The organism is Moritella sp. JT01 (assembly GCF_001574435.1).
Lineage (GTDB): Bacteria > Pseudomonadota > Gammaproteobacteria > Enterobacterales > Moritellaceae > Moritella.
The window spans coordinates 137,831-163,206 of record NZ_LOCN01000003.1; the positions used below are offsets into that span (position 1 = coordinate 137,831).

Consider the following 25,376-nt stretch of genomic DNA (forward strand, 5'->3'; position numbering starts at 1 on the left):
TACCTCGGGTAAGGATGTTCGATAAAGCTATATTAAACCTTTTGAGATTTAGGTATTAAAATGTACGAAGTTATTATTGTTATTTACTTAATTGTTGCACTTGCAATCATTGGATTCGTTCTAATGCAGCAGGGCAAAGGCGCTGATATGGGTGCTAGCTTTGGTTCTGGCGGCTCAAATACAGTATTTGGTGCTGGCGGTTCAGGTAACTTTTTAACTCGCGCAACAGCAGTGCTTGCAATTGTGTTTTTTGCGTTAAGCCTAGTGTTAGGTAATTTATCTTCACAGTCTGATACTGATGTGATTTTAGATGCAGAGAAACCTGCAATCACAAGTGATGTGCCAGTAGCACCAGTAAGCAATAGCGACGTACCTCAATAAACTTAGGCATGACGAATTTAATAATACGTCAGCTTAAGGTATTATGTAGTAAGAACTAAGTTATATATATGTCACCTCAAATTGATGATATGACTTATTTAAAGAAGACAGAATAAATTTAGTATTGCGCGGATGTGGCGGAATTGGTAGACGCGCCAGCTTGAGGGGCTGGTGACTTAGGTCGTGGGGGTTCAAGTCCCCCCATCCGCACCACTAAATTTATTAATTAATATTAAAAGCTGATTCTCATGAATCGGCTTTTTTTGTTTTTATTGCTCGAATTTTCATTTAGCGCTGTTGCTATGGCGTATTACACCGAATGTTGAAATCTGCCTCTTAATTTATTAATCTCCAACTTAACTGTTTCTATTCCGCGTAAACACTTCAATATTACACTCAATTTAGCTTGAATAAAAACACCTAAGTTAGCTGATACAGAAGCGGTACATTACTATTAACAATAACCTGATGTTGATAGTCTGCTTGCACTACGATTAGATGAGGCCGACAGATGCTATTTTATGTCATTAGCTGCGGGTGTAATAGGCGTTTGTGAATATATAATTACGGGGGATCTAGGGCTGTTGATTAACGCAACGTATCCGATTCACTATTAAAGTGAATTTAGCCTTGCTTATTGCTATCGCAATAGCCTATAATCAGCGCAATAAGAACATTGTCGCGGGATGGAGCAGTCTGGTAGCTCGTCGGGCTCATAACCCGAAGGTCGTAGGTTCAAATCCTGCTCCCGCAACCATTTCTTATACCTGTTGATAGGGCTAGTCAACAGTGTGCAAATAGCATTACTTAAATTTAATTTTATCTCTGATAAATGTAATTTACGTAATACTATTGGCTTCTTGCTTATTATGTATTTAATAAGCGCCACGTAAGTGGCTTACAAGGTCTAGTAGTAAGAAGCCTCGCCTTATAGTCGAGGCTTTTTATTTTTTAAATTACGGGCATATGCCCTTTTTTTGTTTTTAGGGGGGTTGTTTTGGCGAGTTTAGAACAAACACTAACTGAATTATTAGAACCAACAGTTGAAATGTTAGGTTTTGAACTTATTGGTATTGAGTTTACACGAGCTGGTAAACACTCAACATTACTTGTTTACATCGATCATGAAAACGGTATTTTTGTTGATGATTGCTCGAAAGTAAGTCACCAAATTAGCGCTATCATGGATGTTGAAGATCCAATCAGTACAGAGTACTTCTTAGAAGTATCTTCACCAGGTATGGAACGTCCATTATTTAAAGCATCACATTATCAAGACTATTGTGATTCTGAAATTAAAGCATTATTACGTATGGCTGTGAATGGTCGTCGTAAATTAAAAGGCGTAATCAAAAGTGTTGACGGTGACATGATCACGTTAACAATTGATGGCAAAGACGAAGTCTTTGCACACGCAAATATTCAAAAAGCAAATATTGTTCCAAAATTTGACTAACGAGGCGTCCAGGAATGAATAAAGAAATTCTGTTAGTTGTTGATGCAGTTTCTAACGAGAAAGAATTACCTCGTGAGAAAATTTTCGAAGCGATGGAAATTGCACTAGCTACAGCAACTAAAAAAAGATATGAAGGCGAAATTGAGGTTCGTGTTGAAATTGACCGTAAAACGGGTAATTTCGAGACGTACCGTCGCTGGCTTGTAATTGATGACAAAGGTGAACCACTAGAAAATCCTTTCTCAGAAATTACCCTGGATGCTGCTAAATACGACGATGAAAACATCGAAGTTGGTGGTTACATTGAAGATACAATTGACTCAGTTGTATTTGACCGTGTAACAACGCAAACAGCTAAACAAGTGATCATTCAAAAAGTACGTGAAGCAGAACGTGATTTAATCGTTCAGCAATACGCTAAACATGAAGGTGAGTTAATCACTGGTTTAGTTAAACGTGCTAACCGTGAAACCGTAGTATTAGATCTAGGTAACAATGCTGAAGCAGTAATGTTCCGTGATGAAATGCTTCCACGTGAATCATTCCGTACTGGCGATCGTATTAAGGGCTTACTAAAAGAAGTAAAACCTGAAGCGCGTGGCACACAGCTATTTATTAGCCGTGCATGTAACGAAATGCTAATCGAATTGTTCCGAGTAGAAGTGCCTGAGTTCAACGAAGAGATGCTTGAACTTAAAGCCGCTGCTCGTGATCCTGGTTCACGTGCTAAAATCGCGGTTAAATCTAACGACAAACGTATCGATCCTGTTGGTGCTTGTGTTGGTATGCGTGGCGCACGTGTACAAGCAGTTTCAAATGAACTAAACGGTGAACGTGTTGATATTATCCTTTGGGATGATAACCCTGCTCAGTTTGTTATCAACGCAATGGCTCCAGCTGAAGTTGCTTCTATTATTGTTGATGAAGATCAGCATTCAATGGATATTGCGGTTGAACAAGACAATCTAGCTCAAGCGATTGGCCGTAACGGTCAAAACGTACGTCTAGCTTCACAACTGACTGGTTGGGAACTAAACGTGATGACGGTTGCTGATGCGAACGAAAAACACCAAAAAGAAAACGATCGTCTGATGACAATCTTCACTGATAAATTAGATATCGATGAAGATATGGCTGAATTACTGATCGGTGAAGGCTTCTCGTCATTAGAAGAAATCGCTTATGTACCTGTAAACGAATTCTTACAAATCGACGGTTTTGATGAAGATCTAGTTGATGAATTACGTTCTCGTGCTAAAAATGCACTAACGACATCTGCACTTGCTGCAGAAGAATCACTAGAAGGTGCAGAACCAAGTGCAGACTTATTAGCGCTTGAAGGCTTAGAGAAGCACCTTGCTTACGTATTTGCAAGCATCGGAGTAACAACTCTGGAAGAGCTAGCGGAACAAGGCATCGATGATTTAAGTGAAATTGAAGAGTTAACGGATGAACGTGCTGGTGAATTAATTATGGCTGCACGTAATATCTGTTGGTTCAGTGATAGCGAATAATAACGCGAAGAGAGGGATCGAACTACATGGCAGATGTATCAATTACAAAATTGGCCGAAGATATCGGTACTACTGTTGATCGCCTAGTACAACAATTCTCTGATGCTGGCATAGCAAAAGCGAACGACAGTACGGTAACGGAAGGTGAAAAGCAGACACTACTGGTGCACTTAAGTGAGCAACATGGTAGTGATACGGCTGAACCTAGTCGCTTAACATTACAACGCAAAACCAAAAGCACGCTTAGCGTAGCAAGCGGTGGCGGTAAGCAAAAATCAGTTGCAGTAGAAGTACGCAAAAAACGTACTTACGTTAAACGTACTACAGCTGAAGATGAAGCGAAATTAGCAGAAGAAAAAGCGGCACAAGAAGCGGCTGAATTGAAAGCACAGGCAGAAGCGAAAGCACAAGCAGAGGCAAAAGCAATCGCTGATGCTGATGCAAAAGTAAAAGCTGACGCAGAAGCAAAAGCAAAACGTGATGCTGCAGAAACAGCAAAACGTGAAACGAAACAGAAAAATACTAAATCAAAAGAGGCAGATGATATGGCGAAGCGCGAAGCGGAAGCATTGAAGCAGAAGCAGGAGCAGGAAGCCACTCGTAAAGCTGAGCTGGAAGCTCAACAAAAAACTGAAGAAGCACGTAAATTAGCAGAAGACAACTCAGGCCGTTGGGCTGAAGAAGAAGCTCAACGTGAAAAAACAGAGAAAACAGCTGATTACCATGTAACAACATCAACTCATGCTCAAGCAGCTGAAGATGATGCTGATGCACAGGCGCAAAAAGGTGTTCGTAAGAAAAAACCTACTGCACCAGTTGAACCGGCAAAACCGGCACCAAAAGGTAAAGGTAAAGCACGTAAAGCGAAAGGTCGTAAACCTGATAACCGCTATAGCCGTCATCAAGGTAAATCTGTTAATGCACCAGAAGCGATGCAACAAGGTTTTAATAAACCAGTTGCTAAAGTTGAACGTGATGTTCGCATCGGTGAAACGGTTAGTGTTAGTGAACTAGCACAAAAAATGGCAATCAAAGCAACTGAAATCATCAAGTTCATGATGAAGCAGGGCTCTATGGTTACTATTAACCAAGTACTTGACCAAGAAACTGCACAACTTATCGCAGAAGAAATGGGTCATAAAGTTATCTTAGTGAAAGAGAATGCGCTAGAAGAAGCTGTATTAGCTGACGCGCAAGATGTAACGCAAGGTGTTAAAGTTACTCGTGCACCAGTTGTTACTATCATGGGTCATGTTGACCATGGTAAAACATCACTACTAGATTACATCCGTCGCGCTAAAGTTGCTGACGGTGAAGCCGGTGGTATTACCCAGCATATTGGTGCTTATCACGTTGAAACTGACAATGGCATGGTCACTTTCCTTGATACTCCTGGACACGCGGCGTTTACGTCTATGCGTGCTCGTGGTGCTCAAGCGACAGATATTGTTATTTTAGTCGTTGCAGCTGATGATGGCGTTATGCCACAAACAATCGAAGCTATCCACCATGCGAAAGCTGCGGATGTGCCACTGATTGTTGCTGTGAACAAGATGGATAAAGAAGGTGCTGATACAGACCGCGTTAAAAGCGAACTGGCTCAACACAATGTTATGCCAGAAGACTGGGGCGGCGACAACATGTTCGTCTATGTATCTGCTAAAGTAGGTACAGGCGTTGATGAACTACTTGAAGCTATCTTACTACAAGCTGATATCTTAGAACTTGAAGCTGTTGCTACTGGTCCTGCTGCAGGTGTGGTAATTGAATCTCGTCTTGATAAAGGTCGTGGTCCTGTTGCAACAGTACTTGTACAACAAGGTGAATTGAAGCAAGGCGATATCGTTCTTTGTGGTCTAGAATATGGCCGTGTACGTGCAATGCGCGATGAAAATGGTCAGACAATCGACTCTGCTGGTCCTTCGATTCCTGTAGAGATCTTAGGTCTTTCTGGCGTACCAAAAGCAGGTGATGAAGCGACTGTAGTACGTGATGATAAGAAAGCACGTGAAGTTGCGCTTTACCGTCAAGGTAAATTCCGTGATGTGAAACTTGCTCGTCAACAGAAATCTAAACTTGATAACATGTTCGCGAACATGGAAGCGGGTGAAGTTTCTGAGCTTAACATCGTACTTAAAGCAGATGTTCAAGGTTCACTTGAAGCACTTTGTGAGTCATTAGTTAAACTGTCAACTGACGAAGTTAAAGTAGCTATCATCACGCGTGGCGTTGGTGGTATTACTGAAACTGATGTGACACTTGCTGCTGCATCTAACGCTATCGTACTTGGTTTCAACGTACGTGCTGACGCTAAAGCACGTGAAGTTGTAAATAACGAAAGTGTTGATTTACGTTACTACAGCGTTATCTATGACTTGATTGATGAAGTTAAACAAGCGATGAGCGGTCTGCTTGCGCCTGAATTCCGTCAAGAAATCATTGGTCTTGCTGAAGTTCGTGATGTATTCAAATCACCTAAAATTGGCTCTATCGCTGGTTGTATGGTTACTGAAGGCATCATTAAACGTAGTGCACCAATCCGTGTACTTCGTGAAAACATCGTTATCTATGAAGGCGAACTTGAATCTCTACGTCGCTTTAAAGATGACGTACAAGAAGTTCGTATGGGTACTGAATGTGGTATCGGCGTTAAGAACTATAATGACGTACGTGTTGGTGACCAAATTGAAGTATTCGAAACTGTTGAAATTAAACGTACTCTGTAACGGTTAATAGCTCGGTTCGATTAAAATAACTTTATGGGGGCCTTCGGTCCCCATTTTCCTTTAGAGGAATTTAAAAATGGCAAAAGAATTCAGTCGTTCTCGTCGTGTTGCACAGCAACTACAACAAGAAATCGCGCGTATTTTACAACGTGAAGTAAAAGATCCACGTGTTGGCATGGTAACAGTATCAAGTATTGATCTGTCTCGTGACCTGTCTTACGCAAAAGTATATGTTACTTTCTTCAACATCGATAATGATGAAGAACGTATTACAGACGGTATCGCCGCATTAACAACTGCAAGCGGTTATATCCGTTCGTTAGTGGGTAGTGCAATGAAGTTACGTATTGTGCCTGAACTGCGTTTTATCTATGACAACACTCTGGTTGAAGGTATGCGTCTGTCAAGCCTTGTAACTGAAGTACGTGCTAAAGATAAAAAACTGCAAGAAGAATTTGGTACCAAAGGTGATGAAAAAGACGCTCCTGAAGGAGAGTCTTAGTCATGTCTGCACGTCGTCGTCGATGGAACGGCCGTGATGTACACGGTGTATTCTTGTTGGATAAACCGACAGGCATAAGCTCAAACGATGCATTACAGCGTGTGAAGAAAATTTTCTTTGCCGCGAAAGCAGGCCACACAGGCGCTTTAGATCCACTTGCGACTGGTATGCTGCCGTTATGTTTTGGTGAAGCAACGAAGTTTTCACAATTCTTGCTTGATTCAGACAAGCGTTACATCGTTACTGCAAAGCTGGGTGAACGTACTGATACATCTGATTCACATGGTGAGATCGTGCAAACGCGTCCCGTTAATGTGAGTGATGCTGAGTTGCTAATTGGTCTTGATACTTTCCGTGGTGACACGGAGCAAGTACCGTCAATGTTTTCGGCATTGAAGCACGAAGGCAAACCTTTGTACTGGTATGCGCGTCAAGGTATCTTTATCGATCGTCCAGCACGTCCTATTTCAGTTTTTGAACTTAAATTATTAAGTTTTGAAAATGATGAAGTTGACTTAGAGATTCACGTGAGTAAGGGTACTTATATCCGTACTATCGTTGATGACCTTGGGGAGCTACTAGGCTGTGGTGCACATGTCTCTATGCTACGTCGTATTGGTGTTAGCGCTTATCCAGCTGAACGTATGATGACGTTCGAACAGCTGGAAGAGATGGTTGAACAAGCGAAGGCAGAGGGAATTGAGCCGAAAGACGTGCTTGATCCCTTACTCATGCCACTTGATTCAGCGGTAAGTCACTTGCCTGAAGCGAACATGAGTGCAGATACCGGTGATTTTGTATTACACGGGCAACCGGTTGTAGTACCTAATACGCCTGAATCTGGCTTAGTACGTATGACAGTCGGTGTTGAGCGTACTTTCATTGGTGTCGGTAATATTGATGACCAAGGGCGAGTCGCTCCGAAGCGTATTGTAAATTACGAAACGCAGGCGCGCGAACCAAAATAATCACATTAATTGAGCATCAATTAGTGAGAAACAAAAGGCATTATTACCCAAGTAATAGTGCCTTTTTTATACGTCTTTTCCGGGGTGTTATTTGTTTATCAATTGATCACTAAAAATGATTGCAGGAATTATCCGACATCTGTATACTCCGCGGTTCTTCTTATAGCTGAGCGAGTGGTCGGCTATAAGCTATTTATCTATATTGGAGACTCCACTATGTCACTAAACGCTGAAGCTAAAGCAGCTATTGTTGCAGATTTCGCACGCCAAGAAGGCGACACTGGTTCAACTGAAGTTCAAGTTGCACTACTAACTGCACAAATTAACCACCTTCAAGGTCACTTCAAGAAGCACATCCACGATCACCACAGCCGTCGTGGTCTATTACGTATGGTTGCTAGCCGTCGTAAACTTCTTGACTACCTAAAACGTACTGAAAACGTACGTTATGCAGACCTTATTGCACGTCTAGGTCTACGTCGTTAATCGACGATTAATTTGACGTCTACGGACAACAAATTATAAGAAAGGAGCCAATTGGCTCCTTTTTGTTTTTAAATTTCCCTTCAAATTGTTCCCGCTTAGAATTATTTTTCAACTTATTTCACTATTTCCAATACTTACATTGCCCTTTAATTTTTTTATGCAGTATACTTAGCGACGAAATTAAAGAGACATTAAAGATTAAGGACAAAGAGTGAATCCTATCGTAAAATCGTTTAAGTATGGTGAACATACAGTTACATTAGAGACAGGTGTTATTGCACGTCAAGCAACAGCAGCTGTAATGGCAAGCATCGGTGATACTTCTGTTTTAGTAAGTGTTGTTGGTAAAAAACAAGCTGAAGCTGGTCGTGATTTCTTCCCGCTAACAGTGAACTACCAAGAACGTACTTACGCTGCAGGTAAGATCCCTGGTGGCTTCTTTAAACGTGAAGGTCGTCCAAGTGAAGGCGAGACTTTAACCTGTCGTCTTATCGACCGTCCAATCCGTCCACTATTTCCTGCTGGCTTCAAAAATGAAGTACAAGTAGTTGCTACTGTTGTATCTGTTAACCCTGAAATCCAACCTGATTTGGTTGCATTAATCGGTGTTTCAGCTGCATTAAGTATCTCTGGTATGCCGTTCAATGGCCCAATTGGTGCTGCACGTATCGGTTTCCAAAATGACGAATACATTCTTAACCCATCAACATCTGAGTTAGCAGAAAGCCAACTAGACCTTGTTGTTGCGGGTACTGAAAATGCAGTACTTATGGTTGAGTCTGAAGCTGAAATTCTTAGCGAAGAACAAATGCTTGGTGCGGTAATGTACGGCCACGAGCAAATGCAAGTTGTTATCGAAGCAATTAAAGAATTTGCAGCAGAAGTTAATACACCTAAATGGGATTGGACTGCACCAGTAGTAAACACTGAGCTTAAAGCGAAAATCGCAGAACTAGCATCAGGCGACCTTGCTGAAGCATACCAAATCCAAGAAAAAACTGAACGTTACGCTAAAGTTGGTGGCATCAAGTCAGCAGTAATCGCTAAACTTCAAGAAGAAAATGAAGAGCTAAACACGCGTGAAGCGGGTGAACTACTTGCTTCTTTAGAAAAGAACATTGTACGTAACCGTATTCTTGATGGCGAACCACGTATTGATGGTCGTGATCCAGAAATGATCCGTGCACTAAGCGTAATGACTGGCGTTCTACCACGTACACACGGTAGCGCACTGTTCACACGTGGTGAAACGCAAGCGTTAGTAACTGCAACACTAGGTACAGAACGTGATGCACAACGTATCGACAGTCTAACTGGCGAAACGATTGATCGTTTCCTAATGCACTACAACTTCCCTCCTTACTGTGTTGGTGAAACCGGTATGGTTGGTTCGCCTAAACGTCGTGAAATTGGTCACGGTCGTCTAGCGAAACGTGGTGTTTTAGCTGTTATGCCAAACGCAGATGAATTCCCGTACACAGTACGTGTTGTATCTGAAATTACTGAATCTAACGGTTCAAGCTCAATGGCTTCTGTATGTGGTACTTCGTTAGCACTTATGGATGCAGGTGTGCCAATCAAGGCTTCTGTTGCGGGTATCGCAATGGGTCTAGTACTTGACGGCGACCGTAGCGTAATACTTTCAGACATCCTTGGTGATGAAGATCACTTAGGTGACATGGACTTTAAAGTTGCTGGTTCAAGTGCTGGTATCACTGCACTACAGATGGATATCAAAATTGAAGGTATCACTAAAGATATTATGCAGAAAGCGCTTGTACAAGCAAAAGCTGCACGTCTACACATCTTAAGTGTTATGGATCAAGCTATCGCAACTAACCGTGATGATGTATCTGAATTCGCACCGCGTATTCATACAATCAAAATCAGCACGGACAAGATCAAAGATATCATCGGTAAAGGTGGCGCAACAATCCGTGCTCTTACTGAAGAAACTGGTACTACGATCGAAATCGAAGATGATGGTACAGTGAAAATTGCAGCGACAAGTGGCGAACAAGCACAAGCAGCAATCGAACGTATTCACCAACTAACAGCTGAAGTTGAAGTTGGTCAAATCTACGAAGGTAAAGTTGTACGTCTAGCTGACTTCGGCGCATTTGTTAACATCTTACCTGGTAAAGATGGCTTAGTTCATATCTCGCAAATTACGCAAGAACGTGTGAACAAAGTTGCAGATCACCTGTCTGTAGAACAAGTAGTTAAAGTTAAAGTTCTAGAAGTAGACCGTCAAGGTCGTATCCGTTTAAGTATTAAAGAAGCAATGGACGCTCCTGCAGCGCCTGCTGAGCAACCAGTTAGCGAATAACTTGTTGTTATATTTAGATTGATTATTTTAAGGAGCGTTGATACGCTCCTTTTTTATATCTGAAAAAAATAAGTGGTTTAATTATGAAACGATGTCTTAGTTTATTCATTACTGCTGCCTTACTTTCTGGTTGTAGTTCATTATCGGGGTCTTTTTCGGCTGATGACCGCACGCCTTCTGAATTAATTCTAGCTGAACCACTGCAAGTTAATTATCAAACCGAAATTATGTTAATGCGTTATAGCCAACTTATCCTTGATGCGAAAGATGATCGGGCTCGTCAAGCGCGTTATTTTTATGAACGTGGTTTACTTGCTGATAGCATGGGTTTGCGTTCATTGGCTCATGCTGACTTTCAACGAGCATTAACATTACAGCCAGATTTTGTGCCAGCTTACAATTTTATTGGTTTGTATATGACGCAGACTGAACAGTTTGATGAAGCATTTGATGCCTATGATTCAATCGCACAATTAGACCCTGAAAATAATTACGTATTACTTAATCGTGGTATTGCGTTGTATTATGGCGAACGTTATACATTAGCTGTTGATGATCTTATCAGAGCTTATGATGAAGCACCTAACGACCCATTTAGAACGTTATGGTTGTATTACCCTGAATATCAAATTAATGCAGAACAAGCGTTAAAATCAGTTAAAGCACGTTATGACCAACACATAGATGATAACTGGTCATGGAATATCGTCGCGCTTTATACGCAAGCGATAAATGAAACTGAATTATTGGATAAATTACTCGATGGACTGGATAAGCACGAACGAACTTATAATCAAATATTGGCGCACCGTTTAACGGAAGCGTACTTTTATCTGGGTAAATACAAGTTGTTAATGAATGACAAAACTGCAGCAGAAAGCTATTTTAAATTAGCATTAAGTAATAATGTGTATGAATTTATCGAGCATGGTTATGCACGTTTAGAACTGGCAAGATTAGCAAGTAACCGTTAGCAAGATCTAACCCCCTCCCAGCATACCCCTTGAAGTAAAAAGGGGGGGGGCTAGGGTGGGGTTATAAACTAACTGTCTCTAATCCAGCTATTTGGTGCCAATAACCATTACATTCTCGGTCTAGCTGCAAGTCGAACTTAATATCTTGTTCTGCCGCTTGTTTAAACTGATCGAGTGTTTGGAATGCTGACTCTCCTAACGGACTCACTCGCACAATGTCCACTAAATCGTGCATACTCGCGACATCATTCAATAGGTTATATTTGTAGCCTGACATGGTTTGAATACCATTGATGGTGAATAACTCTTTATCATCCTGGCTATATACCGGTTTACCGTTAGCATGATTGATACAGCAAAGATCGCAGTCATCTTTTGCTCTGTTTTCTGAACGAGCGGTAAAACAACGGGCAGAGTAGGCCAGTGGTAAATGCCCATGCGCAAAGACTTCGATTTCAAATTGATCACGGATATTGAGTATTCTACTGTCTTCTTGTAATTGTACTAGCCAGTCTCGTGACAACTCAACGGGCATGACCCAACGTTGCATGCCTTTATTAACGAGTAGCTGCAATACTTGCGCGTTATAGACATTAAGCGCATGACCACAGACAAAGGGTGTTTTTGCTTCAGCTAATAAATTGATCGCGCCAAAATCATTAGCTTCAACAATAAAATCACCATTTTCACAGTACTTACGGAGAATATTAACTTCTGATGGTGCTTCTAATAGCGCCATGGTTGAGATCACCACTTGCTTACCTGAATCGGCAATTTCTTTGGCTAATCCTAACCAGTCTTTTGGTTTTAATTCGCGGCGTTTGCTGCAAACTGTTTCACCAAGATAAATAATATCAGCCTGTGAATTCACCGCTGCAGCATAAAAATCTTCGACTTGTTGTTTTGGCCAATAATATAAAATTGGTCCTAATGCGTATTTCATATGATTCTCACTAATGCCAATTATTGCCAATCTCTGTGGTAAGCACCAAGGGTGGTGCTGGTGCCTTCAGAGAGTTGATCGAGCTGTTTATTCCAAGCGGCTTCAACCTGATACTTATCTGGATCTTGTTTGTATCGATCGATAGCGGCACGCCACACTTTCGTGACTTGTTCTGTATAAGCAGGGCTACGTTGACGTCCTTCAATTTTTACCGCTGAGATATTGGCTTGTGCAAGTTCAGGTATGAGTGCAAGGGTATTTAGGCTGGTCGGTTCTTCCAAAGCATGAAACACTTTACCATCGACATTAAAACGGCCTTTACACAGTGTTGGGTAGCCAGTCTTTTCATCCGGTTGATAGCGGTCAATAAGCACGCCATTTAAGCGTGACTCTAGGCCTTGTTCTGTTTCTTGCCAGCGTACGTATTTTGCTGGTGAACAAGCGCCAACGGTATTTGGTGATTCACCGGTTAAATAAGAGGATAGATAGCAACGACCTTCAGCCATGATGCATAAACTACCAAAGGCAAATACTTCCAATTCTACATCGGTATTACGTGCTAATTGTTTTACCTGATGAATGGATAATACGCGGGGTAATACCACCCGACTGACATTAAAATTATTGGTATAAAAATTAATGGCTTCAACATTTGTTGCCGATGCTTGTACTGATAGGTGCAACTCTAAATCAGGGTATTTTTTGGTTGCGTAGTCAAGTACTGCTACATCAGAGATAATGGCCGCATCCACGCCCATGTCAGCGCAACGATCAACGGCGCGTTCCCAACGTTCTAATTTTCCAGGGTGGGCAAAGGTATTGATGGCCACGTGTAAATGACGATTATGACTGCGGATATAATCGACGGCTTTATCGAGTTTTTTATCAGTAAAGTTCAAACCAGCGAAGTGACGGGCATTGGTATCGTCTTTAAAGCCGATATATACCGCGTCAGCGCCATGATCGACTGCTGTTTTTAATGCTGGTAAATTACCAGCAGGGCAGAGTAATTCCATTGTTATAGTATCTTGAACGATGAGTCTTGATAAAAATTGTAAGGCATCGATGTTTTATTGGGTTTGATTTAGTGCAGGATTTTCTTAGTTAATCTACTTTTAATTGACTTTGCTTAGGATATGACAAGTGATGGCGGGCTAAAATAACGTTTTTATTCAAGGAATATTACCCGATGTTACATACTCTACGCCGTAAGTTGGTACACACTGTACCTGGGTTATTAGCGATGCCCGCTAAAATATTGCCTTTTTCACTGCAAGAGAAAGTACTCTCACAAGTGCTTAACCGGGTATTTTCTGAAGGGTTAGAGGATGATGAATTTGAGTTTCTTGAGCAAAAGTGGCTGCAAGTTGAAATTACTGATTTAGGCATTAATTGGTTTATCAGTTGTAAAGATAATAAACTCGTTATTACGCCAAAAGCAGACGTGGTTGACGTTAGCTTTAAAGGTAATTTAAATGAGTTAGTGTTAATTACTGCACGTAAAGAAGATCCAGACACACTATTTTTCCAACGCCGTCTAAAAATAGAAGGTGATACTGAACTGGGTCTTGAAGTCAAAAATATGCTCGATAGTTTTGATCTTGATGAGTTACCAAAACCAGTAACAACATTGTTGGCTTATTTAGCTGATTTTATTCAACAAGGTTTGGTTGAGCCTGAATTAAGCAGTGCTGTAAAAGGTAAAGCAATTGCCTGAGCCTCATCAAGTATATCCATGTATACACTTTATATAGTCATTTATTCTCTTCTGTGGTCATGCCTTAGTATGGTTATAGTATTGCTTTAAGCAATGGCTATAGACCCCGCTCACACTTCCCTCATATCATCAATAGATTAATGTTAATTCCATATGGATATGGAATCGATTTAGCAGTGAATATCTTTGATGCAAGGAGCATAAAGTGAGACTAGTTGTTATCAGTGGCAGTACTAGAAACAGGTCGACAACCATTAAGGTTGCACAATCAGTATTGCAATTAGCCCAGCAGTCACAGTTATTCAGTAAAGTGAATTTATTGGATTTTGTAAAAGTAACCTTGCCTATTTGGGATAAGGCGATAAAAAATGAAATCGCGGATTGGCAAGAAGAGTGGCAGGTCTCAGCACAATTAATGCGGGCTGCAGACGCTGTCATCATCGTCAGTCCAGAATGGGAAGAAGAAAGCCTAGATAATTTTTATGCTTTTTGTGAACACGATAATTTACCTTTATTACCGGGAACGGTATTACGTGTTGGTAGTGATTGCCGTGGCGCGTACTCGTCCACTGAGCTGTGGATGGCCAATTTCCGTAAAAACCGTACTTGTTTGATTTTGGAACATTTTATTGTGGCGACGATTGAGTCGGTTAATAATTGTAAAGAAACCTATTATCCATTTGAAACTCCTTTAGTAGAACGTATACTGGCTAATTTAGGCTTGATGAAACAGCTGGTTGATAATGGTGGTTTATTATCTTCAACAAGGTTACATCTTGCTAAGTGTTAGCTGAGGTGTTGGATGTCATCAAAATTTCCCAAATTTGTAACTAAGCGTTTAGTCATCCGTGTTGCGGTGGCGAGCGATAGCGAAATGCTGCGTCAATACTATGTTCGTAATCAGATACATTTAACACCTTGGGAGCCGATTCGGAGTGACGCATATTATACGTTACGTTGGTGGCAGCTTCGTATCAAGCAAATACATGCAGAGTTTGATGATGCGAGCGCAGTAAACTTTATTGCCATGACGCCTGATAAATCCGAAATTGTTGCGGTTGCTAACTTCAGTAATATTATTCAAGGCGTGTTTAAATCCTGTTACCTCGGTTACTCAATCGCAAAGTGTTATGAAGGGCAGGGCTTGATGGTTGAATTTTTACAGCGTTGTCTGGAGTTCATGTTTGAAAATATGGGACTTAATCGCGTGATGGCTAATTACATACCAGAAAATGAGCGCAGTGGTGCGTTATTACAACGGCTTGGTTTTGAGCGTGAAGGGTATGCGCGCAAATATCTTAAAATTGCTGGAAGTTGGCAAGACCATGTATTAACCGCGCTGCTTAAAGAAGACTGGTTAGCGCGAAAAACCACAGAATAAAGTGGTAATGCATTCTTCAGTTTAGATGACAAATAAAAACGGCGAGTTGTTCACTCGCCGTTTTCGTCTCTATCTTATTGGATATCGCATACGATGGTTAACGTGCTGCTTTTGTCGCTTCTTGGATCATGACAAATTTTTCCCATAATACTTCCTCTTTTTCTACATAATCCGGATCGGTAATAATGCAGTTAATCGGGCAAACAGTTTTACAGGTCGGTTTATCATAATGACCTACGCATTCAGTACATAACAATGGGTCAATTTCATAAATCTTCGCGCCAAATGTAATTGCGCCATTCGGACATTCCGGATCGCACATATCGCAGTTAATACACTTATCATTAATTAATAGTGCCATAAGGTTTTATCTTCTTCCTTAATGGATTACTTATGCGGATTACGCGTATCTTCACTGTTATGGAAGTTACGCATTAATAATGCGTGATCCAGTGTGACTTCTTCTGGAACCGGTAAGTAAACAATGTGGCCTGAACCTGGCGCATATTCCATTGCTTCACCTTTACGGTTCTCTAATTCTTCTAATTTGAAGGTCAAGTTACCTTGTGGCGTCATTAGTTCAAGAGAATCACCCACTAAGAATTTGTTTTTTACAATCACTTCAGCAAGGCCTTTATCGTTACGACCATTGAATTCACCCACAAACTGTTGTGTTTCACTGATTGAATAACCGTAATCATAGTTTTGGTATGCATCGTGTGTATGACGGCTTAAGAAACCTTCGGTATAACCACGGTGTGCAAGGTGCTCTAATGAACGCAGTAATGATGGATCAAAATCACGACCTGCAACGGCATCATTAATCGCTTGTTTATATACCTGTGCGGTACGCGCGCAGTAATAGTACGATTTAGTACGACCTTCAATTTTTAATGAATGTACGCCCATTTTAGTCAGACGCTCGACGTGTTGGATAGCACGTAGGTCTTTTGAGTTCATGATGTAAGTACCATGCTCATCTTCAAATGCAGGCATATATTCATTTGGACGACCTTGTTCTTGTAATAAGAAAATTTGGTCTGTCGGTTTACCTTTGCCTAACGTCGGCTCTGGAGAATCTGTTTCTGGAGTATAGATTTCAGCTTCAGGTGTGTAAATCTCAGGGTTGGTTGCAACAATATCACCGTTTTCATTTTCGGTTGCATCATGGGCATCGTATTTCCAACGGCATGAGTTCGTGCATGAACCTTGGTTTGGATCGCGTTTGTTGATGTAACCAGACAGTAGACAGCGGCCAGAATAAGCCATGCACAGTGCGCCGTGTACAAATACTTCGATTTCCATGTCAGGGCAGTGGAAACGAATATCTTCAATTTCATCAAGTGATAATTCACGCGATAAGATCACACGCTTGATACCTTGGGTATACCAGAATTTTACGGTTGCCCAGTTTACTGCGTTCGCTTGTACAGACAGGTGAATTACCATATCTGGGAAAGCTTCACGTACCATCATGATCAGACCAGGATCAGACATGATGATTGCATCGGGTTTCATGGCGATGATCGGTGTTAAATCACGGATGAAGGTTTTTAATTTTGAGTTATGAGGTTGGATATTACAAACCACATAGAATTGTTTACCAAGCGCATGTGCTTCGTTGATACCAATTTCTAGGTTTTCTAAGCTAAATTCATTGTTACGAACACGTAAGCTATAGCGTGGTTGGCCAGCGTAAACAGCATCTGCACCGTAAGCGAAAGCATAACGCATGTTCTTTAGTGAACCTGCAGGGGAAAGTAATTCTGGAGTAAACATTTCAACCTCAATTGTTGTCTGAGTTCAAGTCAGGGAATACCCTAAGGGCATCAAGGTTCGCGATTGTACGCGTTGAGTCATGTTCTCACGTTGATCTGGATCATGTTTTATTTAATCGTGCTAGAGAGTGATTACTGATATCTGCAAGAGAAGGGTGGCAAGATCGTGATGTTAAAGTTGGAAACAAAAAAGCTCAGAACAAGTCTGAGCTTTTTACATTGATGGCTAATTGTTTACAGCCATCGGTTGTTTATCATATTAGCTAAAAACAATCATCAGGCCAGGCAGTGCGAAGAAGGCACCAATTACATAACCAAAAGCGATAAATTTATTTTCAGTACCTTGACGTGCTAATGCTTCTGCACACTTAATCGGAATCTCACGTAGTGCTGGGATACCGTAGATAAGTGCGACAGCGAATACGTTGAACATCACGTGTACCAATGCAATCGTCATTGCTACTTGCGCGGCATCACCACTGATTGAGGTCGCTGCCAGTAGTGCGGTAATTGTGGTACCTATATTCGCACCCAAAGTGAATGGGAATATTTGACGGGTGGTAAATACACCGCTACCCGCTAGTGGAATCATCAAGCTTGTTGTTGTCGATGATGATTGCACCATCACGGTTACCGCTGTACCCGATAGGATACCACCGACTGGACCGCGGCCGATTGCATTGTGTAATACGGTTTTAGCGCGACCAACCATGACGGCTTTTAATACTTTACCCAAGAAGGTAACGGAGAAACCAATCATGAAGATACCAATAAATACCATGACTAGACCCGCCGTATTACTTTCTATCGGTAATGAACCAGCAAGTTCTTTAATTTGGTTTACTGCAGGTTTTGTTAACGGTTTAATAAAGTTGAATTCTTTAATGCTTAAGCTGCTATCAGACACAAAGAAGTCTGCTAGGTAAGTTGCTATTTTTTCAAGCATACCGAATGCAATTTCCAGCGGAAGGAAGATAGCAACGGCAAGTAAGTTAAAGAAATCATGTACTGTAGCTGCACTGAATGCACGCTGGAATTCTTGTTTGTCACGGATATGACCCATGCTTACGAACGTATTTGTGATCGTCGTACCCATGTTTGCACCCATTACCATCGGGATTGCGATTGAAATAGGTAGGCCGCCAGCAACAAGACCAACAATTACTGATGTAACTGTACTTGAAGACTGTACTAATGCCGTTACTAGGATACCCAATAATAAAGCGACAAATGGGTTAGTTGCGAAAGCGAAAATTTGTTCTGCACCAGCACTACCACCGGAGAACATTTTAAAGCCTCCACTTACTGTAGATACTGCTACTAATACGAAGTATACCAATACGGCTACACTTACCCAGCTGAATATTTTTTTCATTGTGCTTGGGTTCAATTCAATTGCTTCGTTGTTTTTCATCTCTAGGTACCGTTTTATCTGTATCGAATGACAGATTTGTTTCAGTTAGTTGACGAGAAGGATTAAAACAAACTTGTATGACAGTAATATGACAGTGAATTTAAAATGTCACAAAACCCTGCGGGTGAAGATTAAGTTATTGTTTTTAAAATTTAAATTGATGGTGTTTATTTTGGTGATGTATTTCTGGAGAGACGGCAGTTCGGTAAAGAAGGCGTTTTACCGCTGTTTTTATGTACAAAAATGTGGGTTTATGACAAAACTGTCATGTTAAATTGGAGGTGTTAAAGGCGATAATTGGAAATACGCAGCATATAAAGAGGTACATGCTGCGTTAATGAGGCTTTATTTAGCTGCAGTCGCTTCTTCACCACCCAGGGCAGTGATTAGGTCTGGAATGAAACGCATTAACTCACCTGTCATCAAGGCAAAGTCGGCATCGAATTTTGCTGCGTAATCATCGGTTGCCACATCATCGTTTTGTTCTCTGATGAGATCACTAAATTTAAGACGTTTTACTGACATGTCTTCGCCAAGTAAGAAAGACAGTGATTCACTCCAATCTAAGGCTAATTTAGTCACTAACTTATCTGCGTTAAGGTGGTGTTGGATCTCGTCACTGGTTAAGTCTTGTTCTTTACAACGGATGATACCGCCATGTTCAAGTGCAGAACGTAATTCAGCTTCATCACCCAGTTCAAAACCCGGTGCAGCACTGCCGTTATTTAACCATTCTGTCATCGTTACATCTGCTGGTGTCGTTAAAGCAACTGGTACAACAGGTAGGCTACCGACACATTTACGTAGTAAAGCGATGAGGTCTTCGGCTTTTTTAGCGCTTGATGCATCAACGACTAATAAATTTTGTGACGGACAAATCCAAGCAAATGTTTGGCTGCTACGTGGGAATGCACGTGGGAGTAGTTGATGGACGATATCTTCTTTTAGCGCATCTTTTTCTTTTTTCTTTAGGCCTCGGCCTTGTTCTGCTTCAATCGTGTCGACTTTTTCTTGCAGCATGTCTTTAACAACAGATGCTGGTAATACTCTGTCTTCTTTTTTCGCACAAATCAGAATGTTATCTGAAATACCATGCGTTAAAGCCTGACCTGACTTACCCAGTGGTTTTATCCAACCGAACTTAGATAAATCTTGGCTACCACAAGGGGTAAAAGGGAAATCAGCTAACTTGGTTTCAAGTTGTTCAATATCTAGTTCAAATGGACGAGTGAAACGATAAATTAGTAAGTTTTTAAACCACATTATAGCAGGACCTTGGTATCAACTGTTTGGATAACCAGTATACTCAAGGATGTTGGAAATACAAGTTTGCCTAGTGGCTAAACCTTCATCAATCACGATCTTAATTCCACACTCTCATTGCCATCTGGTGTATAAAGTATTCAATTAAATTGTTACTTTTAATTATTAAAATCAGTGTTTTAATTAAATGCTATATTTATGTGCGATTCATGACATTTGTTAGGTGTGAATCGACTTTTTAATAAAAAATTCATCAATGTAATAATACTGAAACATATTGAGCTGATAATCACTTTCAGTTAAAGTCGAAAGATAAGTGGTTCTTTCATCATTTAAATATAAATCTTTTACTGACCGGTGACGGTTATTAAGGGAAGAATAGTAAAGGATATTTAAAGTGTCTAAGCGAATTTTAGTAGTTGAAGATGAACTTGCGATCCGTGAAATGCTGTGTTTTGCATTAGAACAAAAAGGATTTGATGTTGTTGAAGCTGGGGATTATAACGAGGCGGTAGATCGGCTTGTCGAACCTTATCCTAATTTAATCTTATTAGATTGGATGTTACCCGGTGGTAGTGGCATTAAATATATTAAACACCTAAAATCTCAACCGCATTTATCCGCTATTCCGGTCGTGATGTTAACGGCACGTGGTGAAGAAGAAGATAAGGTGAAGGGTTTAGAAGTGGGGGCGGATGATTACATCACGAAACCATTCTCACCAAAAGAATTGATTGCACGGTTAAATGCGGTAATGCGTCGTGTTGCGCCAATGACTCAAGATGCAGTTATTGATATTAGTGGGTTACAGCTTGATCCTGTTGCTCACCGTGTTTCTGCTGGTGATGCTGTGATTGAGATCGGTCCGACTGAATTTAAATTATTGCACTTTTTTATGACACATCCAGAACGAGTGTATAGCCGAGAGCAGTTGTTAGATAATGTTTGGGGCATGAATGTGTACGTTGAAGACCGCACGGTTGATGTACATATCCGTCGTCTGCGAAAAGCATTAACACCGAGTGAACATGATAAATATGTACAAACAGTGCGTGGTGCAGGTTATCGCTTCTCGATACGTTAATCATGAGAGTTGAAGTTTCAATATGAATAAGACGAACGTTTTTGTCGGTGGCTTATGGCGACTGCTTTATTGGTATATCCCGTTTTTTCTTGTTGGTTTAGTTATTGATAATATTACATTGAGTTTACTCATCGCCACTGCCGTACATATTGTTTGGCTATATCGTAGCCAATATATATTACATCAGTGGTTATGGGTTGCGCGCACTGCGACACCGCCTGAAGGTAAAGGTAGCTGGGAATCCATTTTTAATGGCATTTATCGTTTGCAGCGTCGACATAAGCGTAAGCGTAAAGAATTGCGTATGGTTATTCGGCGTTTTCGTGAAGGTGCTGAAGCCTTACCGGATGCCGTTGTTGCGTTAGATACTGATTATTCCATTATGTGGTGTAATAAATTAGCGCAACAAATGATTGGCCTGAAATGGCCAGATGATGCGCATCAACATATTGGTAATTTGATCCGTACTCCGGATTTTATTCAATATTTAAATTCGAAAGATTACCGAGAACCGTTAGAGATCACCTCGCCAGTACATAATGCCAAGACGTTAGAAATTCGCGTAATGACGTATACCGATGATCAATCGATGCTGGTGGCTCGAGATGTTACTGAACTGCGTCAACTGGAACAAGTCAGACGTAATTTTATGGGCAATGTTTCTCATGAGTTACGTACGCCGCTAACCGTATTAAAGGGTTATCTGGAAATGCTTGAACCTGATGAATCGGATAAAATGTTTGCTCGTGCGCATAAAGTCATGTCTGAGCAAACGGCGCGTATGGATTCGTTGGTGAACCAGTTACTAGCCTTGTCTCGTATTGAATCGGCACAGGCTGTCGACTTTGAAAAGCAAGTTGATATTCCGTTTATGCTGTCGATGTTAGAACAAGAGGTATTGATTTTAGGTGCGGATAAAGCCTTAAAGGTAGAGTTCCATATTGAAAACGGCTTGTTTGCATTGGGTGATGAATCACAATTGCGCAGTGCGGTATCTAATTTGATCTACAATGCGGTGCGCTATACGCCTGCGGACGGCAAAGTGGTGGTTGAATGGAAGCATACACCCACTGGTGGTTCATTAAGTGTGACCGATAATGGCGATGGTATTTCTGCCGAGCATGTACATCATTTAACTGAGCGTTTTTATCGTGTCGATGATGCGCGTTCACGGGATTCTGGTGGCTCTGGTATTGGTTTATCAATTGTGAAGCATGTTTTAAGCAATCATGACAGTGTGTTGGAAATTAATAGTAAAGTGAATAAAGGCAGTTGCTTTAGCTTCACCTTACCGCTAGTGACGTATGTAAAACGCCACTAAGGTTACCGCGATTGTTACTGTATTATTATTACAGCACTGAGCCCATCACCACTGTGATGGGCTTTTTTTATTATCAATTCATACTGCATGGGTAATTGGTAGGGTTTTATTTGTAATAAATCGTGTACTGTCATCAAACCGTCATGTTTCATTCATATTATTGTCATCAGTTTATTGAATACTTGTAGTCACAGAAACGAGATACAAACTTATATTACTTGTAGTCGTGGACACTAAATACAAAGCTTATATACCTTGTAGTCATAGACACAAAATAAAAAATTATACTTGGAGAAGTAAAATGAATATTAAACAAATTGTTGTAGCATTAGGGATATCAATGACAGCAATCGCTTCACAAAGCGCATTTGCAGCAGGACTAGACCCTAAATTACCTGAGTACCAAAAAGTAAGTGGCATCTCAGGTAACCTATCTACAGTTGGTTCTGATACATTAGCAAACATGATGACGTTGTGGGCTGAAGAATTCAAACATATTTACCCAAGTGTTAATGTACAAATTCAAGCGGCTGGTTCTTCTACTGCGCCACCGGCACTAACAGAAGGCACTTCACAATTCGGTCCAATGAGCCGTAAAATGAAGTCTAAAGAAATCGAATCGTTTGAAAAACGTTACGGTTACAAGCCTACAGTAATTCGTGTTGCTATCGATGCACTCGCGGTATTCGTACACAAAGATAACCCAATTAAAGGTTTAAACATTGCTGATGTAGATGCAATTTTCTCAAGTACACTCAAATGTGGTGAAGCGAAGCGTGTTGAACGTTGGGGCGAACTAGGGCTACAAGGTTCTTGGGCTGAGCGTGATATCCAATTATTTGGCCGTAACTCAGTATCGGGTACTTATGGTTACTTCAAGAAGAAAGCATTGTGTAAAGGTGATTTTAAGAACAATGTAAATGAGCAACCAGGTTCAGCATCTGTTGTGCAGTCAGTATCATCGTCACTTAATGCAATTGGTTACTCAGGTATTGGTTATAAAACATCGGGTGTTCGTGCAGTACCTTTAGCAAAAAAAGGAACTAACTATATCGAAGCATCGTTAGATAACGCTGCATCAGGTAAATACCCATTGTCTCGTTACCTATACGTTTACATCAATAAGAGCCCGAACAAAGCATTATCTCCAATGCAAACTGAGTTCTTAAAACTGATATTATCGAAACAGGGTCAGAAGATCGTAGCTAAAGATGGCTATATCCCACTACCTAACTCAGTTACATCAAAAGACCTTAAGAAAGCAGGTATTACACTGTAATACGATTTACATAGGTTAATGATTCAAAGCTCGCTATTTAGCGGGCTTTTTGCTTTTTGGTATAAAATAAAATGAGGCTGTAGGTTTGTTCGGAGTATGTGCAACCTTGGGGATTTTGCTCACAAAATGATACATTGCTCACATTTAGTCACCATATTGGTGCAAATATTCCACTTCCAGTCTATAAAATCATAGTTTTTGTTTGTTAAGTTATTGATAGTTAATGTTTTAATTGGGTTTTTATTAAGTTGGCCTTAGTATTGCTTTGTTCTAGATAAGATAAATTTTTTAAACTTTGTTTTTATATCTTAGAGGGAATTTTTATGGGACAAGAAAAATTTAATATATTGTCTTTTTCAGGGAAGATGAAAACCTTACACTTATCGTGGATGGCATTTTTTATTACGTTTGTGGTTTGGTTTAATGCCGCACCATTAATGTTAGCGATTAAAGACAGCATGGGATTGACCACAGAAGAAGTGAAAACACTGCTGATTTTAAATGTGGCATTAACGATTCCTGCGCGCGTTATTATTGGCATGTTAACCGATAAATACGGCCCTCGAATTGTTTATTCTACATTATTAGCGGTCTGCTCCATTCCATGCTTTATGTTTGCGTTGGCAACAACATTCGAGCAATTAGCGATAGCGCGTTTCATGATGGGTTTAATTGGCGCTGGTTTTGTGGTTGGTATCCGTATCGTTAGTGAATGGTTTCCTGCCAATGAATTAGGTACTGCGGAAGGTATTTATGGTGGTTGGGGTAACTTTGGTTCTGCAGCCGCAGCATTCACATTACCGACAGTTGCATTATTGTTTGGTGGTCCTGATGGCTGGCGTTATGCGATTGCTATTACAGGTTTAATGAGCTTGTTATTCAGTGTTGTGTATTACTTTAATGTCACTGATACACCAAAAGGTGCGACTTATTTCCGTCCTAAAAAAGGCGGTGCAATGGAAGTCACCAGTAAAGGCGATTTCTATTTACTGCTGTTCATGAAGTTACCTATGTATCTCACGCTGGGCCTATTAGCGTGGAAACTATTACAGATTAATATGTTCGCCGAAGCGACTACTAATGCGATTTATATTGGCTTAGCTGTACTCTATGTTTTTGATTGTTGGAAAACCTACCAGGTAAACAGCGATATTTTTGTTAAAGATGTACCTGAAATTGAACGCTATAAGTTTAAGCAGGTTGCAGTGCTTAACGTCTTGTATTTTTCTACATTTGGTTCTGAGTTAGCGGTTATTTCTATGCTGCCGTTATTCTTTGCGGAAACATTTGGATTAGGGATGGCGGAAGCGGGTATGGTCGCTGCGTCTTACGCCTTTATGAACCTGATGTCACGTCCAGGTGGCGGTTGGATCAGTGATCGCTTTGGTCGTAAGAAAACCTTATTGATTTTAACCGCCGGTTTAGCCGTTGGTTATTATGCGATGTCACAAATTACGGCAGCGTGGTCATTACCATTAGCTATCGCAACCGCCATGGCATGTTCATTCTTCGTGCAAGCCGGTGAAGGTGCGGTATTTGCTGCTGTACCTATGATTAAACGTCGCCTAACGGGACAGATCGCAGGCATGACAGGTGCTTATGGTAATGTCGGTGCGGTATTCTATTTGACGCTGTATTCAATCGTATCAACGCAAATTTTCTTTTACGCCATTGCGATCACTGCGGTTATTGGTTTTATGGCCTTATTCTTCATGGAAGAGCCAAAGGGTCATATTGCAGAAGTCGATGAAGACGGTAAAGTGACGTTAATTAATGTGTCATAAATAGTCTTAATGACAAAAATGTCATTGGATATGTGTTATGAATAAAGAATGACTGGTTCATGTTCGAGAAAGGATT

At 40.8% G+C, this 25,376-nt stretch carries 22 protein-coding genes and 2 tRNA genes; 18 read left to right on the forward strand and 6 right to left on the reverse strand.

Annotated elements, in window-relative coordinates; all coding sequences use genetic code 11:
• The first annotated feature begins 60 nt into the window (after window positions 1-60).
• The 11 genes from secG (at window position 61) to nlpI (ending at window position 11,336) form a co-directional block, all read left to right on the forward strand.
• Window positions 61-381, forward strand: a complete 321-nt coding sequence (secG, locus tag AKG98_RS03385) for a preprotein translocase subunit SecG (RefSeq protein ID WP_067041403.1) — start codon at window positions 61-63, stop codon at window positions 379-381.
• 128 nt (window positions 382-509) lie between these two features.
• A tRNA-Leu gene (locus AKG98_RS03390) sits at window positions 510-594 on the forward strand.
• Between the two features lie 467 nt (window positions 595-1,061).
• Window positions 1,062-1,138: transfer RNA gene (locus tag AKG98_RS03395), tRNA-Met, on the forward strand.
• A 240-nt stretch (window positions 1,139-1,378) separates the two neighbouring features.
• Window positions 1,379-1,837, forward strand: a complete 459-nt coding sequence (gene rimP, locus AKG98_RS03400) for a ribosome maturation factor RimP (RefSeq protein ID WP_067041406.1) — start codon at window positions 1,379-1,381, stop codon at window positions 1,835-1,837.
• A gap of 14 nt (window positions 1,838-1,851) precedes the next feature.
• The gene (gene nusA, locus AKG98_RS03405; protein WP_067041409.1) at window positions 1,852-3,351 is read left to right on the forward strand and encodes a transcription termination factor NusA; all 1,500 of its coding nucleotides are present in this window, start codon (window positions 1,852-1,854) and stop codon (window positions 3,349-3,351) included.
• A gap of 26 nt (window positions 3,352-3,377) precedes the next feature.
• Window positions 3,378-6,077, forward strand: coding sequence for a translation initiation factor IF-2 (gene infB, locus AKG98_RS03410; RefSeq protein WP_067041412.1), 2,700 nt, complete (start codon window positions 3,378-3,380; stop codon window positions 6,075-6,077).
• Window positions 6,078-6,153: 76 nt separating this feature from the next.
• Window positions 6,154-6,579 (forward strand): 30S ribosome-binding factor RbfA, encoded by a 426-nt coding sequence (gene rbfA / locus AKG98_RS03415; RefSeq protein ID WP_067041415.1) that lies wholly within the window; start codon window positions 6,154-6,156, stop codon window positions 6,577-6,579.
• A 2-nt stretch (window positions 6,580-6,581) separates the two neighbouring features.
• Window positions 6,582-7,547, forward strand: a complete 966-nt coding sequence (gene truB, locus AKG98_RS03420) for a tRNA pseudouridine(55) synthase TruB (RefSeq protein WP_067041419.1) — start codon at window positions 6,582-6,584, stop codon at window positions 7,545-7,547.
• Window positions 7,548-7,763: 216 nt separating this feature from the next.
• A complete protein-coding gene (rpsO, locus tag AKG98_RS03425; protein ID WP_006031625.1) occupies window positions 7,764-8,033 on the forward strand; it encodes a 30S ribosomal protein S15 in 270 nt (89 codons plus the stop codon).
• A gap of 211 nt (window positions 8,034-8,244) precedes the next feature.
• Window positions 8,245-10,362: a polyribonucleotide nucleotidyltransferase gene (pnp, locus tag AKG98_RS03430; RefSeq protein ID WP_067041422.1), complete on the forward strand. Its 2,118-nt coding sequence runs from the start codon at window positions 8,245-8,247 to the stop codon at window positions 10,360-10,362.
• Between the two features lie 83 nt (window positions 10,363-10,445).
• Window positions 10,446-11,336 carry a lipoprotein NlpI gene (gene nlpI, locus AKG98_RS03435; protein WP_067041425.1) on the forward strand — a complete coding sequence of 297 codons (891 nt, stop codon included), beginning with the start codon at window positions 10,446-10,448 and terminating at the stop codon, window positions 11,334-11,336.
• Window positions 11,337-11,397: 61 nt separating this feature from the next.
• On the opposite strand, the gene AKG98_RS03440 is transcribed toward nlpI, so the two are convergent.
• A complete protein-coding gene (locus AKG98_RS03440; protein ID WP_067041427.1) occupies window positions 11,398-12,279 on the reverse strand; it encodes a U32 family peptidase in 882 nt (293 codons plus the stop codon).
• A 20-nt stretch (window positions 12,280-12,299) separates the two neighbouring features.
• Window positions 12,300-13,295, reverse strand: coding sequence for a peptidase U32 family protein (locus tag AKG98_RS03445; RefSeq protein WP_067041430.1), 996 nt, complete (start codon window positions 13,293-13,295; stop codon window positions 12,300-12,302).
• 173 nt (window positions 13,296-13,468) lie between these two features.
• Between AKG98_RS03445 and AKG98_RS03450 the strand changes: the two genes are divergently transcribed.
• The 3 genes from AKG98_RS03450 to rimJ all read left to right on the forward strand — a co-directional run bounded on the left by AKG98_RS03450 (window position 13,469) and on the right by rimJ (window position 15,377).
• On the forward strand, window positions 13,469-13,996 hold the full coding sequence (locus AKG98_RS03450) for an SCP2 domain-containing protein (RefSeq protein WP_067041432.1): 528 nt from the start codon (window positions 13,469-13,471) through the stop codon (window positions 13,994-13,996).
• A gap of 205 nt (window positions 13,997-14,201) precedes the next feature.
• A complete protein-coding gene (locus tag AKG98_RS03455; RefSeq protein ID WP_067041441.1) occupies window positions 14,202-14,786 on the forward strand; it encodes an NADPH-dependent FMN reductase in 585 nt (194 codons plus the stop codon).
• A gap of 12 nt (window positions 14,787-14,798) precedes the next feature.
• Window positions 14,799-15,377: a ribosomal protein S5-alanine N-acetyltransferase gene (gene rimJ, locus AKG98_RS03460; RefSeq protein ID WP_067041444.1), complete on the forward strand. Its 579-nt coding sequence runs from the start codon at window positions 14,799-14,801 to the stop codon at window positions 15,375-15,377.
• A gap of 97 nt (window positions 15,378-15,474) precedes the next feature.
• On the opposite strand, the gene AKG98_RS03465 is transcribed toward rimJ, so the two are convergent.
• The 4 genes from AKG98_RS03465 to rdgC form a co-directional block, all read right to left on the reverse strand.
• The gene (locus AKG98_RS03465; protein WP_067041447.1) at window positions 15,475-15,738 is read right to left on the reverse strand and encodes a YfhL family 4Fe-4S dicluster ferredoxin; all 264 of its coding nucleotides are present in this window, start codon (window positions 15,736-15,738) and stop codon (window positions 15,475-15,477) included.
• 26 nt (window positions 15,739-15,764) lie between these two features.
• A complete protein-coding gene (gene yegQ, locus AKG98_RS03470) occupies window positions 15,765-17,156 on the reverse strand; it encodes a tRNA 5-hydroxyuridine modification protein YegQ (protein WP_067041450.1) in 1,392 nt (463 codons plus the stop codon).
• Between the two features lie 258 nt (window positions 17,157-17,414).
• On the reverse strand, window positions 17,415-18,530 hold the full coding sequence (locus tag AKG98_RS03475) for a Na/Pi cotransporter family protein (RefSeq protein ID WP_369814910.1): 1,116 nt from the start codon (window positions 18,528-18,530) through the stop codon (window positions 17,415-17,417).
• Between the two features lie 384 nt (window positions 18,531-18,914).
• Window positions 18,915-19,832, reverse strand: coding sequence for a recombination-associated protein RdgC (gene rdgC, locus AKG98_RS03480; protein WP_067041456.1), 918 nt, complete (start codon window positions 19,830-19,832; stop codon window positions 18,915-18,917).
• Window positions 19,833-20,229: 397 nt separating this feature from the next.
• Here rdgC and phoB point away from each other — a divergent pair, with 397 nt between their 5' ends.
• The 4 genes from phoB to AKG98_RS03500 all read left to right on the forward strand — a co-directional run bounded on the left by phoB (window position 20,230) and on the right by AKG98_RS03500 (window position 25,300).
• Window positions 20,230-20,916, forward strand: coding sequence for a phosphate regulon transcriptional regulator PhoB (phoB, locus tag AKG98_RS03485; RefSeq protein WP_067041459.1), 687 nt, complete (start codon window positions 20,230-20,232; stop codon window positions 20,914-20,916).
• A gap of 22 nt (window positions 20,917-20,938) precedes the next feature.
• On the forward strand, window positions 20,939-22,237 hold the full coding sequence (gene phoR, locus AKG98_RS03490; protein ID WP_067041462.1) for a phosphate regulon sensor histidine kinase PhoR: 1,299 nt from the start codon (window positions 20,939-20,941) through the stop codon (window positions 22,235-22,237).
• A gap of 301 nt (window positions 22,238-22,538) precedes the next feature.
• On the forward strand, window positions 22,539-23,516 hold the full coding sequence (locus AKG98_RS03495; protein ID WP_067041465.1) for a PstS family phosphate ABC transporter substrate-binding protein: 978 nt from the start codon (window positions 22,539-22,541) through the stop codon (window positions 23,514-23,516).
• A 323-nt stretch (window positions 23,517-23,839) separates the two neighbouring features.
• Window positions 23,840-25,300, forward strand: a complete 1,461-nt coding sequence (locus tag AKG98_RS03500) for a NarK family nitrate/nitrite MFS transporter (protein WP_067041468.1) — start codon at window positions 23,840-23,842, stop codon at window positions 25,298-25,300.
• The last annotated feature ends 76 nt before the right edge of the window (window positions 25,301-25,376 follow it).